The organism is Streptomyces sp. NPDC005722, assembly GCF_040630935.1.
In the GTDB taxonomy this organism is placed as follows: Bacteria; Actinomycetota; Actinomycetes; order Streptomycetales; family Streptomycetaceae; genus Actinacidiphila.
Map to the genome: position 1 here is coordinate 175,063 of NZ_JBEXYN010000014.1, position 17,453 is coordinate 192,515.

Annotated in this window: 12 protein-coding genes; 3 read left to right on the forward strand and 9 right to left on the reverse strand. The window is 74.6% G+C overall.

Translation table 11 applies throughout. The features are described from left to right. Positions 1-38: 38 nt before the first annotated feature. Positions 39-479: a GNAT family N-acetyltransferase gene (locus tag ABZ479_RS18795; RefSeq protein ID WP_500462606.1), complete on the reverse strand. Its 441-nt coding sequence runs from the start codon at positions 477-479 to the stop codon at positions 39-41. A gap of 134 nt (positions 480-613) precedes the next feature. Between ABZ479_RS18795 and ABZ479_RS18800 the strand changes: the two genes are divergently transcribed. Together ABZ479_RS18800 and ABZ479_RS18805 are read left to right on the forward strand one after the other, a co-directional pair. Next, entirely contained in the window at positions 614-1,492 is an 879-nt protein-coding gene (locus tag ABZ479_RS18800) for a DMT family transporter (protein WP_500462607.1), read from the forward strand. Between the two features lie 85 nt (positions 1,493-1,577). Next, complete coding sequence (locus ABZ479_RS18805) at positions 1,578-2,810, forward strand: CehA/McbA family metallohydrolase (protein WP_500462608.1); 1,233 nt, start codon at positions 1,578-1,580, stop codon at positions 2,808-2,810. A 44-nt stretch (positions 2,811-2,854) separates the two neighbouring features. Here the strand turns inward: ABZ479_RS18805 and poxB are convergent, their stop codons facing one another. The 7 genes from poxB to lepB form a co-directional block, all read right to left on the reverse strand. Further along, the gene (gene poxB, locus ABZ479_RS18810) at positions 2,855-4,594 is read right to left on the reverse strand and encodes a ubiquinone-dependent pyruvate dehydrogenase (RefSeq protein WP_500462609.1); all 1,740 of its coding nucleotides are present in this window, start codon (positions 4,592-4,594) and stop codon (positions 2,855-2,857) included. Positions 4,595-4,782: 188 nt separating this feature from the next. Then, on the reverse strand, positions 4,783-7,044 hold the full coding sequence (locus ABZ479_RS18815) for a protein kinase domain-containing protein (RefSeq protein WP_500462610.1): 2,262 nt from the start codon (positions 7,042-7,044) through the stop codon (positions 4,783-4,785). Positions 7,045-7,182: 138 nt separating this feature from the next. Beyond that, on the reverse strand, positions 7,183-8,178 hold the full coding sequence (locus tag ABZ479_RS18820; protein WP_499608517.1) for a helix-turn-helix transcriptional regulator: 996 nt from the start codon (positions 8,176-8,178) through the stop codon (positions 7,183-7,185). Positions 8,179-8,583: 405 nt separating this feature from the next. Next, positions 8,584-10,068 carry a SpoIIE family protein phosphatase gene (locus ABZ479_RS18825; protein WP_500462611.1) on the reverse strand — a complete coding sequence of 495 codons (1,485 nt, stop codon included), beginning with the start codon at positions 10,066-10,068 and terminating at the stop codon, positions 8,584-8,586. A 59-nt stretch (positions 10,069-10,127) separates the two neighbouring features. Further along, on the reverse strand, positions 10,128-11,237 hold the full coding sequence (locus tag ABZ479_RS18830; RefSeq protein WP_500462612.1) for a PP2C family protein-serine/threonine phosphatase: 1,110 nt from the start codon (positions 11,235-11,237) through the stop codon (positions 10,128-10,130). 846 nt (positions 11,238-12,083) lie between these two features. After that, on the reverse strand, positions 12,084-12,863 hold the full coding sequence (locus tag ABZ479_RS18835) for an IclR family transcriptional regulator (protein WP_500462613.1): 780 nt from the start codon (positions 12,861-12,863) through the stop codon (positions 12,084-12,086). Positions 12,864-12,993: 130 nt separating this feature from the next. Next, the gene (gene lepB, locus ABZ479_RS18840) at positions 12,994-13,743 is read right to left on the reverse strand and encodes a signal peptidase I (protein WP_500462614.1); all 750 of its coding nucleotides are present in this window, start codon (positions 13,741-13,743) and stop codon (positions 12,994-12,996) included. 151 nt (positions 13,744-13,894) lie between these two features. On the opposite strand from lepB, the gene ABZ479_RS18845 reads away from it, so the two are divergent. Further along, a complete protein-coding gene (locus ABZ479_RS18845) occupies positions 13,895-14,830 on the forward strand; it encodes a hypothetical protein (protein ID WP_500462615.1) in 936 nt (311 codons plus the stop codon). A 77-nt stretch (positions 14,831-14,907) separates the two neighbouring features. On the opposite strand, the gene ABZ479_RS18850 is transcribed toward ABZ479_RS18845, so the two are convergent. Beyond that, positions 14,908-17,453, reverse strand: a 2,546-nt coding sequence (locus tag ABZ479_RS18850) for a M4 family metallopeptidase (RefSeq protein WP_500462616.1), incomplete at its 5' end; no start/stop codon positions are given.

The window sequence follows — 17,453 nt, forward strand, 5'->3', positions numbered from 1 at the left end:
CGCCGGCCGGGGCGGTCGGGGTTCGGGGCGGGCGGGGTTCAGGGCAGGCGCAGGGTGACGTAGGCGATGGTGTCGCCGGGCAGCACATAGCGTTCGACCTCGACGAAGCCCCGGGCCTCGGCGAAGCGCAACCCCTCGGTGTTGGACACCAGGACGACGGTCTCCACCGCCGCCGCGCCCATCTCGCGCGCCCGGTCCAGGCCCCGGGTGTAGAGCCGGGTGCCGAAGCCCCGTTGCCGGTGGCCGGGCAGTACGCGGGCGATGACCGTGGCCGTGGCGTCCTCGCCGGCGGGCGGCCGCACGGTGGTGCAGCCCACGACCGCGTCATCGAGGTACGCGACCTCCAGGTGGTTGCGCCGCGAGCGCTCCCGTACGTCGTCGAGGGAGAGCGGGCCGGTGGGGATGATCGTGTTGTGGACGAACCGCCAGTCCTCGAGCATGGCGTCGCCGTGGGGCCGTTCGATGCGAAGGGTCGACATCGCAGCAGGAAACCGGTGCACGGCGAGGGGCGTCAACCGCATTTGCCGGAGCCCGGCCGTGGCGCCGACGCGTCGTGCGGCCCGGCGGGGGCGGGCAGCGGTTAGCGTGGGCCGGGATCCGGAGGAGAGGCCTGGTGCAGACCACCCTTGCCGTGCTGTTCGCGCTGCTCGCGGCGGTCAGCAACGCCCTGGCCACCGTGCTCCAGCGCTACGCCGCCCGCACGGTGCCGCTCGCGGTGGGCCTGCGTCCGGCGCTCCTCGGCGAACTGCTGCGCAAGCCCGTCTGGCTGGCCGGGTTCGGCGCGGTGGTCGCGGCCGCCGCGTTCCAGGCCCTCGCGCTGCTGAACGGCGCGCTCTCGCTCGTCCAGCCGCTGTTCGTGCTGGAGTTGCCCTTCGCCCTGTTCATCGGCGGTCTGGTGCTGCGCCGCCGGCTCCCGCCGCGGGGCTGGGCCGCGGTCGCCGCCACGGTGGTGGGGCTGGGCGTGGGGCTGTGGGCCGCGGCGCCCAGCGGCGGGGTGGACCGGCCGCACACCGGCATGTGGGCCCTGGCGCTGCCCAGTTGTGCCGCCGCCGTCCTGGTGCTGGTCGGCACCGCCGTACGGCGTCCCGCGGGCCGGGTGCGCGCCGCCTGCTTCGGGCTCTCGGCGGCCGTCTGCTACGCGCTCACCGCCGGGCTGCTCAAGGACGCCACGCAGACGTGGGACAGCGAGGGGCCGGCCGCCTTCTTCACCGCGTGGCAGACGTACGGCTTCGCCCTCGTCGGGGTCGCGGCCGTCTTCCTCCTGCAGAACGCCATGCAGTCCGGGCCCCTGGTGGCCTCCCAGCCCGCGCTGACGCTGGGCGACGCGGCCCTGAGCCTCACGCTGGGTGTGACGGTGTTCGAGGAGCACCTGCGCGCCGGCTGGTGGCGGGCGCCCATGATGGTGGGTGCCCTTCTGGTCGTGGCGGGGGCGTTCGTCCTGGTCCGGGTCCCGCTGGTGCGGACGCTGGTCGCGCCGGACGCGCCCCGCTGAGCGGCACCGGTCGGGCGCGTGGCGTTCACCCGCCGGGAACCCGCGATTCCGACCATGCTCCTGTCAACCGGATGTACTGGCCGCCATGAGCGGACACCACGCCGACACGGCGCACACGCACGCGCACGGACCCAGCCGACGTTCCCTCCTCGCCGGTGCGGGCGGCCTGCTGATCGCGGCCGCCCTGCCCGGCACCGCCCTCGCCGCGGGCACCCGTACCGCCGCGGACACCCCCGCCACCAACCGGGCCGGGGCGTCCCGCGCCTCGCTCGTCACCCAGGGCACCGGACTCGTCCACGCCGACCTGCACAACCACACCCTGATGTCCGACGGGGACGGTGACCCCGCCCTCGCGTTCGCCTCCATGCGGGACGCCGGGCTCGACGTGGCGGCGCTCACCGACCACACCACCCTCCTGTCGATCAACGGCCTCTCCAAGGGCGAGTGGGACCGCACCCGGCAGCTCGCCAACGCCGCGAACGTCCCCGGCGCCTACACCGCGATCCGCGGCTTCGAGTGGTCGCACCCGCTCCTCGGCCACGCCAACGTGTGGTTCACCGACCAGTACGTCGACCTGGGCGGCGCCAGTTCGATGGGCTCCCTCTACAACTGGATCGCCGGCCGTGACGCCGTGGCGGGCTTCAACCACCCCGGCCGCGAGATCGGGCGCTTCAACGACTTCGCCTACTCGGCCGCGGTGCGCGACAAGATGGTCAGCGTCGAGATGTTCAACCGCGGCGACGACTACCTCTTCGACGGCTGGTCGGACCGCAAGTCCTCGCACCTCAACGCCGTCCTCAACGCCGGGTGGCGCACCGGGATCACCGGCGTGAGCGACCACCACGGAACCGAGTGGGGCAAGGTCGAGGGCGTCGGCCGCGCCGGGCTCTGGGTCACCGAGAACACCCGGGCCGGCGTGCTGGAGGCCATGCGTGCCCGCCGCTTCTTCGCCACCCGCTTCTCCGGGCTGCGGCTGGACGCCACCGCCGACGGCGTCCAGATGGGCGGCGTCCTGCCGCTCGCCGCGGGCGACGTGCGCTTCGCCGTGGACCTCGACCGCGGTCCCGACTGGCTGGGCAAGCCCCTGAACATCCAGGTGCTCCGCCCCGGTTCCGACGCGCCGACCGTGGTCGAGGTCGTCCCGGCCACGTCCGGCAGCCTGGCCGAGTTCACCGTGCCGCTCGACGTCGAGGACGGCGCCTGGGTGGTGCTGCGCGTCTCCGACCCCTCGCAGCCCAACGGGCAGCCGGGGCCGTCCGGACACCCCTGCAACGACCTGGGCGTCGCCTACTCCAGCCCCTGGTGGCTGCAGCCCTGACGGCGCACCGCGCCCGCCGTGCCCCGGCGCGGCGGGCGCGGCGCTCAGTCGAAGCCGAGGTCCCGCAGGTTGGTCCTCGCCAGCTCCACGATCTCGTCCGCCCGGCCGGAGAGGATCGTCCGCGTCGCGAAGAGCGTGAACCCCTTGATCTGGCCGTAGGTGATCTTGGGCGGGAGCGACAGCTCGTGGCGTGCGGTACGGGCGTCGACCAGGGCCGGGCCGTCGTGCTCGAGCGCGGCCGGGAGTACCTCCTCCAGTTGCCCCGGCCGTTCGGCCCTGGCGCCGAACAGCCCCGCCGCACGCGCGACCTCGGCGTAGTCCGCCTCGCCCAGGTCGGTGCCGAAGTTGACGATGCCCGCGGCCTTCATCTCCAGCTCGACGAAGGACAGCGCGGTGTTGTTGAAGACCACGATCTTGACCGGCAGGTCCAGCCGGCGCAGCGTCAGCAGCTCGCCCATCAGCATGCTCAGGCCGCCGTCCCCGCACAGGGCCACGACCTGCCGCCCCGGATGGGCCGCCTGGACGCCGATGGCGTGCGGCAGCGCGTTGGCCATCGTGCCGTGGTTGAACGAACCGATCAGCCGCCTGCGGCCGTTCATCGTCAGGTAGCGCGCCGCCCACACGGTGGGGGTGCCGACGTCGGCCGTGAAGACGGCGTCCTCGGTGGCGAGCTTGTCGACGGCGGCGGCCACGTGCTGCGGGTGCATGGGGGAGTGCGACGGCCCGGCGGCCGCGAGGTGGTCGAGACGGCCGCGCACCTTGCGGTAGTGCCCGGTCATCCGGTCGGCGAACGACCGGTCGGTGCGCGGCCGCAGCAGCGGGAGCAGCGCGGCGGCGGTGTCCTTGACGGTGCCGACCAGCGGGACGTCGACGTCGGTGCGCCGCCCAATGTGCTCACCGCGTACGTCGACCTGGACGACCGGCACGTCGGGACCCGGGTAGAACTGGCGGTAGGGGAAGTCGGTGCCCAGCATCAGCAGGGCGTCGCAGTGCTCCATCGCCCGGTAGCCGGAGCTGTAGCCGATCAGGCCGGTCAGCCCCACGTCGTAGGGGTTGTCGTGCTCCAGGAACTCCTTGCCGCGCAGGGCGTGCACCATCGGCGCCTTCAGCGCGTCGGCCAGCGCCACCGCCTCGTCGTGCGCGTCGTGGCAGCCCGCGCCGCCGAGGACGGTCACCCGTTCCGCCCGGTTGAGGACCTCCGCGGCGCGCGCCAGGTCCGCGTCGCCGGGCCGTACGTGCGAGGACGCCGCGACGACCGGCCGGGGCGGCACGGGCAGGTCGGCGTCGGCCAGGAACAGCTCGCCCGGGACGACCAGCACCGCGACGCCCCTGCGCTCCAGCGCCGAGCGCATCGCGATCCGCAGCAGCCGGGGGACCTGCTCCGGCAGGCTCGCCATCTCGCGGTAGACGCTGCACTCGCGGAACAGCTCCTGCGGGTGCGTCTCCTGGAAGTACTCGCCGCCGATCTCGGCCCGCGGGATGTGCGCGGCGACCGCCAGGACCGGCACGCGGCTGCGCTGGGCGTCGAACAGCCCGTTGATGAGGTGGAGGTTGCCCGGCCCGCAGCTGCCCGCCGCCACCGCGAGCCGCCCGGTGACCGCGGCTTCGCCCGCCGCGGCGAAGGCGGCGGTCTCCTCGTGCCGTACGTGGACCCACGAGACGGCCCCGTTGCGCCGCAGCGCGTCGGTGAAGCCGTTGAGCGAGTCCCCCGGCAGGCCGTACACCCGCCGTACGCCGGAGGCCGCGAGGGCCGCGACCATGACATCTGCGACGGTGGTACCCAAGAGGACTCCCTGGCGGCTCGTCGTCGGAACGCCTGCGGTGCCCGCGGCACCCCGGACATTTTGTGACATCCCGCTGGGTCCGGGGCAAGCGACACGGCGCGCGGTGCGTCACCGCGGCCCCGGTGGGGCCCCGGTGGACCGGCCTGACGCCGGCCGCCCGACGCCGGCCGCACCGCGCCTCGGCAGGTTCACACGCGGATCGCCCACAGCGTGCCGCCGCCGTCGAGGACCGCGACGAAGTCGCCGTTCGCGGCGGGCGCGGGGACGGCGGCGCTGTCGAACTGCCCTGACCAGAGCGTGCGGCCGTGCTCCACCTCGACGACCCGTACGCTGCTCCAGCGCTGGAAGACCCGTGCCCGCCCCGTCCCGGAGAGCAGGGCGTACGCGCCGGTGGTCTGCACCCGCCGCGGATCGGCGTGCCAGCGTTCCGTGCCGTCCTCGGCGGCCAGGCACAACGATCCCGATCCCGTGGGCAGGACGAACCCGCCCGCGACGCTCCTGGTCGCCCGCTCCTCCAGACCGGCCGCCCGGTACGTGCCGCCCCAGGTCCAGGCGGGCTCGCCGGTGAGCCCGTTCAGCGCGGTCGGCTCCCGGCGGGAGCCGGCGGCCAGCGGGAGGAACACCGTGGTGCCCGACACCAGCTCGTCGAGCGGCTGGTAGGCCCCGACGACGTAGGCCTCCGGCTTCGTCTTCTGGAACGGGCTGCGCCACATCACCTCGCCCGATTCCGCCGTGCGGCAGACGAGGTCGACCGGGTCCGTCCGGCCGGCCTCGTAGCAGAGCAGGCCCTTCCCCAGGGGCCGCGCCGAGTGGCCCTGCGGCTCGAAGTCCTTGCGTGTCCAGACCTTCTCGCCGGTCCTGCCGGACAGGGCGATCCCGCGGCTGCACAGGATCAGGTCGCCGGCCAGGATCCAGGTGGCGGTGTACGGGGAGAACACGTCGGTCGACCAGCGCTCCTCGCCGGTGCGCGGATCGGTTCCGGTCACGTAACCGTCCTCACCGCTGATCAGCAGGCCGCTGGGGCGGTGCACGTCCAGTCCCATGGCGCCGTAGGTCACCGACCTCCCCCACCGGCGCTCGCCGGTGGCGGCGTCGAAGGCGTCCACCCGTCCGCCCTTGCCGGCGGGGTCGCCGGTCAGGGCCAGCAGAGTGCCGCCGACCACCGTGAAGCGCGCCTCGCGGGACCAGGCCGAGTCGAGGGACACGTTCCACAAAGGCCTGCCGGTGGCGAGGTCGAAGGTGTGGAGCGCGGCCGTGTCCTTCCAGTAGTGGCCCGCGGCCACATGGCACCGCCCGTCGGCCAGGACGACGTCGGGACCGTCGGAGTTGATCAGGTCGACGTTCGGGATCCGCTGCGACCAGGCGACCGGGTCCCGCTTCGGGTCGCCGGTCAGGTACATCGCCGCCGCCCCTCCGGCGACCGCGACCGCGGCGACGCCCGCGCCGCCACGGAGGAGCGTGCGCCGGCTCATGGGCGCGCCGGCCGCCGGCCCCGCGGGCGCCAGGGGCATGGTCGCCGCCGCGGGACGACCCGCCGCGTGCCCCTCCCGGTCGACGGCGGTGGGGGTGTACTGCCCGCGGGCCGCGGGTACGGCCTGCCGCGCACCGCCCAGACGCCGCAGTTCGTCGGCGAGCACGGCGGCCGACTCGTGCCGCTCGCCCGGGTCCTTGGCCAGCAGCCGGCCGATCAGGCGGTCCCACGGAGCGGAGACGCCGGACATGAGACTGCTCGGCGCGGGGGGCGGGTCGTGAAGGTGGGCCGTGACGTAGCCGAGGGTGTCCGGGGCGTCGAACGGCAGCCGCCCGGTGAGCAGTTCGAACAGCACGCAGCCGAGGGAGTACAGGTCGCTGCGCTGCTCGGGATGCCCGCGGGCCTGCTCCGGGGCCATGTACGCGGCCGTGCCCACCATGAACCCGGTGTGGGTCAGCCGGTCACCGGTGGCCGAGGGGTCGGCGGCGCGGGCGATCCCGAAGTCCAGCACCTTCAGGCTGCCGGAGGCCGTGACGAACAGGTTCGCGGGCTTGATGTCGCGGTGCAGGACGCCGGCGCCGTGCGCCTCGGTCAGCGCGTCGCACACCTGCGCCCCCCACCGCGCCGCGTCCTCCTCGCCGGCGGGCCCGCGCCGGACGACGGCGTCCAGGCCCTCGCCCCGCAGCAGTTCCATCACGAGGAACGGCGTGGTGCCCTCCTCGGTGGCCGCCTCGCCGAGGTCGTGGACGGTCACGATGTGGGGGTGCTGGAGCGCGGCGGTGATCCGCGCCTCCCGCAGGAACCGGGCGCGCGCCTCGTCGGCGCGGCTGCCGCCGCCCGCGAGCACCGAGATCACCTTGACGGCGACCGGCCGCCGCAGGCTGACGTCCTGTGCCTCCCACACCTCCCCCATGCCGCCGCGCCCCAGCGGGCGCACCAGGCGGTAGCGGTCGGCGAGTATCGGATCCCGGTCGTCCACGGCCCCATGTCCCCCGGAGGTGAGCGGTCTTCATTCGGCAGCGTTGATCGTAGACCGTGCCTTCCGGGCGACACGGGCCCCGGTGGCGCGGCGGAAGCGTTCCTCACCGGTCCTTCACCGTCGCGCCGCCCCGGCCTGTCAGATCCACCCGCGTCGGGTGGCCTCCATGGCGATCTGGAAACGCGTCTGCGCGCCGAAGCGCTGCATGAGCCGGGTGACATGGCGCTGGACGGTCCGTTCGCTCCAGCCCAGGGCGCGGCCGGCGGACTTGTCGGTGGCGCCCGCGGCGAGCAGCGTCAGGAGTTTCGCCTCCTCGGCGGTCAGCTCGTCGGGCGCCTGCTCCAGCCGCACCGAGGAGGCGCCGGTCGCCGGCAGGCGCACCTGGACGCTGCGCTCCCACAACGTCTCGAAGAGGGCGATGAGCGCGTCGAGCAGGGGCGAGGGGTGGATCAGGTAGGAGGCCGTCACCGCGTGGTCGCCGGGGCGGAGCAGGGGGATGATGGCGAGCCGGTCGTCGGAGATCGCCAGCTTCATCGGCAGGCCGGCCGCGACCCTGGCCTGCTCCCCGTGCCGGACGCCGACGGTGACGTCCGCGAGCCAGCCGGGCAGGGCGAGCACGGTGCTGTCGTAGATGACGCGGTAGGCGACGCCGCGCTTGAGCAGTTCGAGCTCGATCGGGTTGGGCTCGGTGTGCTCCTCGTGCGAGGCGTACGGCGGCCGGTCGAAGCCCCGCACCTGCGTGCGTGTGCTCTGCTGCAGCTGCGCCCAGCGGCGGTTGACGTCGTCGCGTCCCGAGACGACCTCGACCAGCTCGCCGGGGTTCACGAAGCGCGTGCCCGCGCGGTAGAGGTCCATCAGGCCCGCGACATGGGAGCGCACGTCGTTCAACGCCCGTTCCCTGTCGCGCAGTACGGCCTCCAGCGCGCTGTCCGGGGAGACCGCGGCGTAGGTGACCGGGCGCCCCGTGGAGCGTACGGCGAGCCCGAGGGAGACCAGCGACCGCACGCTGCGGCGCGTCGCGGGAGCGGGCAGCCGGCAGTCGTGCGCCAGGTCCGCGACCGTGGCGTGCACCCTGCGCACGAGGGCCTCGTACACCGATTCGTCCTGCCGGCTCAGGCCGATGGATTCGAGCATGGTCCGTGGTCCGCCTTCGCGCTCTCTTCACGTGTCGTACTCCCGTCACCTGACGGGAAGTCGCCCTGCGATCATCTTGTCATTCCGGCGAAGCGGATGTCAGCGTTCCCCGCGGTACTTCGTCGTTCCGGGGTGCGCGGCCGCGGGCGGCGCCGTGCGCGGTGGCGGTGCGCCGTGCTCCTGCTCGGGGACGCGGCCGAGCAGCGCAGTACGGTTCCGCGCGCGGGCCGGGCACGACGTTCGCGTCGACCTCACCGCAGGGCACCGGGGGACGGCCGGTACGGCGGCCTCCCGGGCGCGCGCCCACCGTGCGGCCCGGCGATCGACGGCGCCACGCCTCGACCGCTCCGGCCGGCCACCCCTGTTCGGCTCGCCGGTCCGCGCTTCCGCGCCGGCGGAGCCGGCTCAGCAGGGCTGTTCGGCCCAGATGGTCTTGCCGTCCTCGGTGTGGCGGCAGCCCCAGCGCTGGGTGAGCTGGGCGACGATGAACAGCCCCCGGCCGCTCTCGTCGAGGGTGCGGGCCCGCCGCAGGTGCGGGGTGGTGCTGCTGCTGTCGGAGACCTCGCAGGTCAGCCCGTTGTCGTGGCGGATCAGGCGCAGCCGGAACGGCGGATGGGCGTAGCGGATGGCGTTGGTGACGAGTTCGCTGACGATGAGCTCGGTCGTCTGGGCCGCGTCCGGAAGGCCCCAGGCGGCGAGCTTGCCCGCCACGTGCTTGCGCGCGTTGGCGACCGCGGCGGGGTCGGGCGTCAGGTCCCAGGTGGCGACGGCGCCGCTGCCGAAGGTGCGGGTACGCGCGGCGAGGACCGCGGCGCCGGGCCGGTCGGCCTCGGGCAGGGCGCGCAGGACGGTGTGGCAGACGGTCTCCAGGGAGGGGAGGTCCTCCCCGGTGCGGGCGAGGCTGCTCAGGAGGGCCTCGTCGGCCGGCTCGCCCGGGCGGGTCCCGGTGTGCACCAGCAGGAGGCTGCCGGCGGGGAGTTCCACCTCGGTGGCCCCGGAGGAGGGCCGTGCCTTGCCCAGCGGCCGGGACGCCGGGAGCGCGATGGTCGTGACCTCGCCGTCGGGGGTGACGACGATGGGCGCCGGGTGCCCCGCGGCGGCGAGCGAACACCGGCCGGACACCGGGTCGTAGACCGCGTACAGGCAGGCGGCGCTGACCCCGGTGCCCGCGGGCCGCAGCCGCCCGAGCACGTCGTCGAGGTGGGTGAGCAGCTCCTCCGGCTGGAGGTCGATGTCGGCCAGCGTGCGCACCGCCGCCCGCAGTTCGGCGGCCGCCGCGCCCGTCACCGTCCCGACCTCCGCGGAGACCGTGCCCGCCACGAGCGCGACCCGGGCGCCGGGCAGCGGGATGGCGTCGAGCCAGTGGGCGCTGGGCCCGGAGTGGTCGCACGGGGTGGTGCAGCGCCCGACGACCTCCACGGCGGCCGACCCCGGCAGTGCCGTCACCAGCAGGTCGCCGGGGGCGGTCGGGGCGTTCATGCCGCCGCCCTCGAAGGGGTGCGCCGTGGTCGTGGCGTCGGGATCCCCGGTGAAGCAGGCGCCGGCCGCCGCGCACTGTCTGCGCTGCAGCCACAGCCGCGCCCGGCACAGCACGAGGCTGAGGGCGACGGAGAGCACGGCCGCCAGGATGACGACTGTCCGGCCGCCCGCCGACACCCCGCGGATCGCGAAGCCGTAGATCACCACGCTGGCGACGAGCGTCGCGGCGCCGATGACGAGGGTGCGCCGGACGGGCAGCAGGGCGGCGGCCACGAGGGGAGCGAACTCCGAGTACGGCGACCAGCGGACCAGGCCGCCCTCGGACGCCTCCAGCTGCACCGCGCAGACCGCGCCGAGGTAGCACAGCAGCAGCAGGGGGCCGAGGCCCCACGGGACGTGGAGCGAGATCATGCTCGCCAGCGTCCTTCCGTGACCGGTGCGTCCCTCCGGCGCCGCCGCGCGCCCGCCGTTCACGGGGCGGCCTCCGCCGGATGGGGCGACCGCGGGGAGGGCGGGCCCTGGCCGTTGCCCGGCACCGAGGGGCGCTGCACCGCGACCATCGCGAGGTCGTCGTCGAGGCGCCGTCCGGTGTGGGCGTCCAGGTCGTCGCCGACCTGCCGGAGCAGCTCTTCGGGACCCTCCCAGTCCCAGGTGCCGGCCCGTTCGCACAGGGGGTAGAAGCCGCCCGAGGCGTCGCGGGCCTCGATGGCGCCGTCGGTGTAGAGGAGGAGGGTGTCCCCGGCGCCGAAGTCGAAGGTGTCGAGGAGGAAGTCGTCCGGGGTGTCGCCGGCCAGTCCGAAGGGCGGTGCGGGGCGGTGCGCCTCCAGGGCGGTGACCCGGCCGTCGTGCCGGACCAGCGGCGGCGGATGACCGCAGCTGACGACCCGTACGGCGTCGGTGCCGTCGGGCACCTCCACCAGGAGGGCGGTGATGAAGTGTTCACCGGCCTCGGGGTCGGCCTCGGTCAGCTGGGCCAGGTGCCGTTGGACGCTGCGCTCCAGGGAGGCCGCCAGCTCCGGCAGCGTGTCGTGGTGGTGGGCGGCCTCGCGGAAGGCGCCCAGCAGTGCGGAGGCGTCCTCCACGGCCGGCAGCCCCTTGCCGCGCACGTCGCCGATGAGGAACCGCGTCGCGTGGTCGGTCCGGGTGGCGCCGAACAGGTCCCCGCCCACCAGGGCGTGCGCGGCGGCCGCGCGGTAGACGGAGGCGATGCGCAGCGGCCCCATGCGGGCCGGGATGGGCCGCAGCAGCACCCGTTGCGCCGCCTCGGACACCGCCCGCACCTCGTTGAGTTCCCTCAGGTCACGGTCGTGCAGGGTGCGCGCGGCGATGACGAAACCGGAGACCGCCAGCAGCGCGCCGATGTGGATGGGCAGGACGGACGAGTGCAGCAGCCCGTCGTGGCGGTCGACGAGCAGCATCGCCGCGCTGGCGACCAGGGCGACGCACGCGGTGAACCGGGCGCGGGCGAAGGCGGCCGTCGAGGTGGGGGCGGCCACCAGCAGTGGTGACAGGTGGATGGCCACGGGCGCGAACGCCCCGGCCAGGGTGATCGCCGCGATCAGTCCGGCCGGGAGGGACATCTGCGTGCGGATGCCCGCCCTCGGGACGCGTTCGCCGGCCCGGCGGGCGTGCCGTAGGTGCCTCCCCCGTCCGCCGGTGAGGCGCGCTCCCGAGGGGCGGACGCGGTGCCCTGCCCGCGCTGCTGCCGGGACGGGGGAAGAGAAGAGGTTCATGGGGGGTCCTGCGGGTGGTCGTACGCCGGGCGCGGACGGGACGCGTGCGGTACGCGTGCGCCCTCCGGCACGGTGGGAACGCCTGACCACGCACCTGCGGACGGACGGGACGTCACCCGGCCCGGTGGGGATCCGGCCGGTCGGCCGGAACGTTCAGGGGCGGCCTGCGCTGGGGGCCCGGGACACGGCCGCCGTCGCGGAACCGTGCGGGGCGGGCGGTAACACCGGCTGCCGCCGGTACGTGACGGGGCGTCCGGCATCGCCGGGTGCCAGGGGCACCGGAGCAGGTCCGGCACCGGTTGTGTCCGGGCGCCGGGTGGTGCGCGGACTCGTGTGGATCATGGCCCCACCGTCCTCACCTTGCCGCATCGTGGAAGCCATTGCCGCAATGCGGTATCCACTGTGCGACCCGCATTCGGCATCGTCAAGGCAACCGGGTCGGCGTCGGGACGCGGGGACGGCAATGCGCGACGCGGTCGCGCTCGTCGAACGGCCTCCGGGCCCGCCGGCAGCGTGCGCGCGCCGCGCGGGCCGGTCCGCGGCGCGGGGCGTCGGGCCGGTTCGAGGAAGCGGCCCGGGCCGTGCCCTCACCCGGGCTCCCCGGTTCGCGCCGGGAGGTGCCCAAACCGTCCCGGAGGGCGGGCCCGGTGGCTCCCCCGGATGACGCCGGGGGCAGGTGACGACACGGCCCGGCTAACCACGGCCACGCCACATCCGGCCCTCCGCGATGGCCAACGCGCACTCCATCGCCTGGGCGGCGAGGTCCTTGGCCCGGGCGGGGGTCAGGCGGTGGGACGGCCCTCCGACGCTGACCGCTGCGATCACCCGGCCGTCGCCCGAGCGGACCGGGACGGCCAACGAGTTCAGGCCCGGTTCGAGCTCCTGCTCGGAGAACGCCCAGCCCTGCTCCCTGACCTCCTCGAGCTGCCCGCGCAGCACCGCCGGGTCCACCACGGTCCGCGGGGTCCTGGCCGTCAGGCCCTCGTCCAGGACGAGGGCCAGCACCTCCGGGTCGAAGGCCATGAAGACCTTGCCCGCCGCGCTGGGCTGCAGGGGCATGACCTGGCCCTCGTGGCCCCGGTAGACGATCGAGTGCGTCGACTGCGCCCAGATCACGGTGATCCGCCTGCCGTCCTGCCGGACCTGCAGGCCGCAGCACTCGCCGCAGTGGTCGCGCAGCGCCGTCACGACCGGTCTCGCCCTGGCGATCAGGTCCGACGCGGCGCTGGCCGCCGCGGACCAGGCGATCACCCGCAGGCCGATGCTGTAGGCGGTCCCCTCGCGCTGGAGGAGGTTCTCCCGGACGAGCGTGCGCAGGATGCGCGCGACGGTGGATGACGGCAGGCCGGTCCTGCGGACGATCTCCGAGGCCTGGAGGCGGGGGGTGGTCACCGAGAAGCAGTCCAGGATCTGGGCCGACTTCTGGACCACCTGGACGGAACCGTTGGCCGCCCCGTTGCGATCAGCGGTCATGGCCGCATCGCCTTCTCTCGTCCTCGCGCGGCGGGAAGCGCTCCCGCAGCGGCACCTCACCACTGTCGGTGTCGTGCCGCGAGGGGTCAAGCAAGGCGGCCCTTGCCGTACGGGGCGGTGGCGCCGCAGGTCACGACCGGTCGAAGGTCGGGGGCACCGGCAGCGTGGACCACCGCGGCACCGGCCAGGCGACGACGAAGGCGCGGCCGACGACGTCGTCCAGCGGCACGAAACCGCCGTCCGGTTCCTGGACATGGGCACGAGAGTCCCGCGAGGCGTCGCGGTGGTCGCCCATCACCCACAGGTGGTCCGCGGGAACGGTGACCTTCCCGACCGGCAGGTCGTCGCAGGGCGTCGCGCCGGGGTAGACGTACGGCTCGTCCAGCGGCTTCCCGTTCACCGTCACCGGCTTGCCGCTCTCGCAGTCCACGGTGTCGCCGCCGACCGCGATCACGCGCTTGATGAGGTCCCGCTCGTCGGAGGAGGGCGCCAGTCCGACGAACGCGAGCGCCTTCGTGATCACGTTGCCGCCGGTCGGCTGCGGCTGGTCGTCCAGCCAGTTGCCCGGGTCGCGGAAGACGACCACCTCGCCGCGCTGCGGCGTCGCCCCGAACCACGGGGTGAGCTTGTCGACCAGCACCCGGTCGCCCACCTGCAGGGTGTTCTGCATCGAGCCCGAGGGGATGGAGAAGGCCTGCACGAGGAAGGTCTTGATCCCCAGGGCCATGACCAGCGCCACGACGACGAGGATCGGCAGCTCCTGCCACCAGGGTCGCTGCCCGCGGGCCCTCCGGGGCCGTCCACGGCGGGCCGCCGTCCCCGGCGCGTCCTCCCCGGCGTCGTCGCGGACACCCGTCCGGCCGTCCTCCCCAGCGGTCATGGCTGCTCCTTCACGGTGTCGGTACGTCGGGCGCGGTACGTGCCCGTACACCTGAACGATCAGGAGTTCCCGCCCTCACCGTCCCGCGGCCGGCGGTCCCGGACCGGGTGGGCGTGGAACCGGAGCGCCTGCTCGCGCGTGGTCACAGGACATGATCGGGAAGAAGGACGCCACCGCCGTGGGCGGGCATCTGGCGGCGGTCTGGCTTGCGGGCTGCGCCCTGACCGCCGTGCAGTTCCAGGTGGTGCTCGTCGCGCTGTTCCTCGGCAGGCCGGTGGTCCTGGCCGCCGCGCTCGCGTGCACGACGGTACTTGCGGTGGCGCTGCTCGCCGCGCTGGGCAGGGCCGCCCGGAGCGTCGTGCCGCTCACCCGCCGCACGGCGGGTCTGGCGGTCTGGACGGCCGGGGTCCACGCGTTCGGCACCGCCGGGGCGTTCACCGTGGTGGTGGTGCTCCACCACGTCGGCGAACTCGGGTACCAGGTGCTCCTCCCCGCCGGGGGCACCTGTCACGCGCTCGCGGCCGCGTTCTTCCTGCCCGGCGCCAGGGCCCGGCTCACCGCGCTGGGCGCGGCCGTCGTCCTCGCGGCGGGCGGCGCGTACGCCGCCTGGGACGCCGCACGTCCGCCCACCCTCGACGCGTGGCTGAGCGCCAACCGCGTGGACCACGCCCTGCTGCGCGTCGGCGACGCGCCGCCCGGTTACGTCCTGCGCGTCGGGGGCGCGAGCGCCGACGGCTTCGGCGCCCGCTACGAGAGCGCCGCCGACGAGGGCGGCTCGGCGGCCCTCCGCCTCCGGGTCGAACGCGCCGGATACGACACCCGGCGCGTCGACGCGCGTGGCTGCCCCGTCCCGTTCGGCCAGGAGATCCAGTGCCGCGACGACGGCGGCGGGCGCCTGCTCGTCCTCTACGGCGGCGACCACCCCACCCGTGAACTGCGGCTGCCCCACGACGGCCTGGTCGTCACCGTGTACCTGCAGGGGTCCGGCGAGGCCGGGCTCCCGGCCGCCCGCCACGTCCTGTCCACGCTGCGGCCGGCGACCCGCGCCGAACTCGCCGGCCTGGTCGAACTGCCGATGCCGCGCTGACGGAGCCCGAGCCGGGCGTGCGGGTGGGCCGGGCCGGAGTCCAGGACCCCGGCCCGGCCCACCCGCACGGCGTACGGTCAGCCGCAGTCACCTGCCGGACGGGAGCGGGTCACCAGGTCGAAGGACGTGGTGGTCGTGTCCAGCCAGAGCACCCGGCCACCGGTGGCGGCCACCGCGTAGGTCTGCCGGCCCGGGGCGCACGAGACGCGGCCCAGCGGGGCACCCTTCGAAGTGAACTGGACGAGCCTGGTGTCCAGGTACGGCAGGTCCGTCGGGGACAGCGGGTCGACGGTGAGGGTGACGGCCGTGTCCGACGCGGTCAGGGTCCAGGCCCCGAGGGCCGCGGTCGAGGTCTCCGGGATCACGTCCTTCGTGCCCGAGCCGTCGAGGCCGCTGCGGCGCAGGGCCGGCTGCCCCGCGTCGTAGGGGTCCGCGTCGGCGAGCCAGTACACCCCGGAGCCGGTCGCCACGGGCCGGCTGGTCCACACCGCGCGGCTCGGGGTGCCGAGCGAGGTCCTGCCCGTGCGGGTGTCGAAGACGTCGACGGCGGCGCGCCGGTGGTCCGGGTCGTCGCCCCACCAGCCGCTGACCGTGTAGGCGATGCGCCCGTCCTTCACGGAGGGGAACTCGGCCCGGACGTCGGCGCCGGCGGTGGTGGCGTCGGGGCGGTGCAGCGGGACCGTGTGCGGGACGGGGTCGGACCCCTGGAGGTACCGCAGGGTGGTGCGGCCCTCGTCGCCGTTCTCGTACCAGGCGACGGTGTCGCCGTCCATGCTCAGGCTGCCGATCCAGGCGGAGGAGGTGCTGTAGAGCCGCTTCGCCGGGCCGCCGGTCACGGGGGCGGACATGAGGTCGTAGGTGTCGCCGACGGCGAGCCACACCACGCGCCTGCCGTCGGTGACGGGGCTGAGGTGGTAGCGCCCGTCCTCCGGGGAGACCTGACGGGCCTTGCCCTTCCCGTCCAGTCGCCCGGTCCACACCGAGTACGGGGCCGCGCTGTCGGCGCTGGAGCGGGGGACCGCCCACCAGCCGCCGCCCGTGGCCGGACCGATGTCGTTGGCGACGCCGGTCTCCAGGGTGCCGAGGCGGCCGAGCAGGACGTCGCTGTCCAGGCCGAGGGCCTTCTCCCAGCCGGGGACGATGCCGTGCGCCTCGAAGGCCTGCTTGACCTTCGCCATGCGGTCGCCCTTGACGTGCAGCGACTTCGCGGCGGCGAGGACCGCGTCACGGCCTTCGGTGAAGCCGTCGAGGGGGGTGATGTAGGAGGTGAGCGCCTTGTAGACGATCTCGTCGGCGAGTTCGCCGCCCAGGCTCTCGCGGATGTCCCACAGCGCGCCGCCGAAGATGTGCGAGTTGAGGTGGACGCCTCCCTGGTCGCTGCGCGACCCGAGCGGCATGCTGATGAAGTCCCCCGTGTCCGCGCCGTCGTTGAGGTCGCGGAAGGCGCAGTCCTTCGGTGCCAGTGTGCGGCAGAGGTCGCCGCCGATCAGGCCGGCGTCGGGGTCGGTCATCGGGGTGCGGTTGACGGTGACGTCGATGGCGTTGCCGAAGTAGTCGGCGATGGCCTCGTTCATGGCGCCGGACTGGCCGGCGTAGACCAGGTCGGCGGTGTGCTCGACCACGCCGTGGGTCATCTCGTGGCCGACGACGTCCAGGTCGGAGGCGAGCGAGCGGTACTCGTCGTCACCGGTGCCGTAGACCATCTTGCTGCCGTCCCAGAAGGCGTTCACCCAGGGGTAGCCGAGTTCCGCGGTGACGCCGACGAGGGAGTTGAGGGCCATGCCCTTGTCGTCGAGGCTGTCGCGGTCGAAGGTGCCGCGGTAGAACTCGTAGACCTTCCCGGCCGCCCAGTGGGCGTCGACCGCGCCGCTGTCGGTCATCTCCTGCGGCGCCTTCGTGGTCGGCATCGCGAACGGCACGGCACCCTCGGGCCACCGCTCGTCGAGGTCCATCCACCAGAGGCTGGAGCCGTCCCAGGTCTGGATGACGTTGTGGCTCTTGCTGCCGGCCATGTGCGCGGTGTCGCGCAGCAGGTACTGGCCGGTGGTGGCGTCCTTGGTGAGGTTCAGCGGCACCGTCGCGCCGTTCAGCAGCCTGCCGCTGCCGGTGACCTCCGTCGATCCGCCCGCGGGAGCGGCGGGCGTGCCGGACGCCGACGAAGTGCCGTTCCTCGCAGCGCTGTTGGCGGGTGCCGCTGCCGTGAGGGTGCGCAGCGCCCCGGCCTCGTAGCGGAGCACCCCGGTGGCGGCGTCGACGTAGACCTCCTGGACCAGGGGTGCGCCGGTGGCGGGGTCGGTGCCGCGCACGGTGACGTGGCGGGCCAGCACGCCCTTGCCGTTGGGCAGCACGGTCAGCCCGCGGTCCGTGCCGGTCAGGCCGGCCCCGTCCGCGGGGCGGGAGGACGCGGCGGACCCGCCGCCGGCGGTGGGGCGCGGGCCGCGGGCGAGCGAGTCCTCGACCTGCCGTACGGCACGCTCCACCGCGGTGGGGGCGGGGAGGGTGGGGTGGGTGGTGTCGAGGTCGAGGTTGGTGAAGTAGGTGCCGGAGGTGCCGGTGACGGTGCGTTGGCCGTTCTTGTGGGTCATGCGGACGATGTACTGGGCGCCCAGGACGGGGATGCCGT

Coding starts and splice junctions, on each gene's coding strand:
- ABZ479_RS18845 (WP_500462615.1), top strand. CDS start 13,895: ATGATCGGGAAGAAGGACGCCACCGCCGTGGGCGGGCATCTGGCGGCG.
- ABZ479_RS18835 (WP_500462613.1), bottom strand. CDS start 12,863: ATGACCGCTGATCGCAACGGGGCGGCCAACGGTTCCGTCCAGGTGGTC.
- ABZ479_RS18830 (WP_500462612.1), bottom strand. CDS start 11,237: ATGTCCCTCCCGGCCGGACTGATCGCGGCGATCACCCTGGCCGGGGCG.
- ABZ479_RS18795 (WP_500462606.1), bottom strand. CDS start 479: ATGTCGACCCTTCGCATCGAACGGCCCCACGGCGACGCCATGCTCGAG.
- ABZ479_RS18825 (WP_500462611.1), bottom strand. CDS start 10,068: ATGATCTCGCTCCACGTCCCGTGGGGCCTCGGCCCCCTGCTGCTGCTG.
- ABZ479_RS18820 (WP_499608517.1), bottom strand. CDS start 8,178: ATGCTCGAATCCATCGGCCTGAGCCGGCAGGACGAATCGGTGTACGAG.
- ABZ479_RS18805 (WP_500462608.1), top strand. CDS start 1,578: ATGAGCGGACACCACGCCGACACGGCGCACACGCACGCGCACGGACCC.
- lepB (WP_500462614.1), bottom strand. CDS start 13,743: ATGACCGCTGGGGAGGACGGCCGGACGGGTGTCCGCGACGACGCCGGG.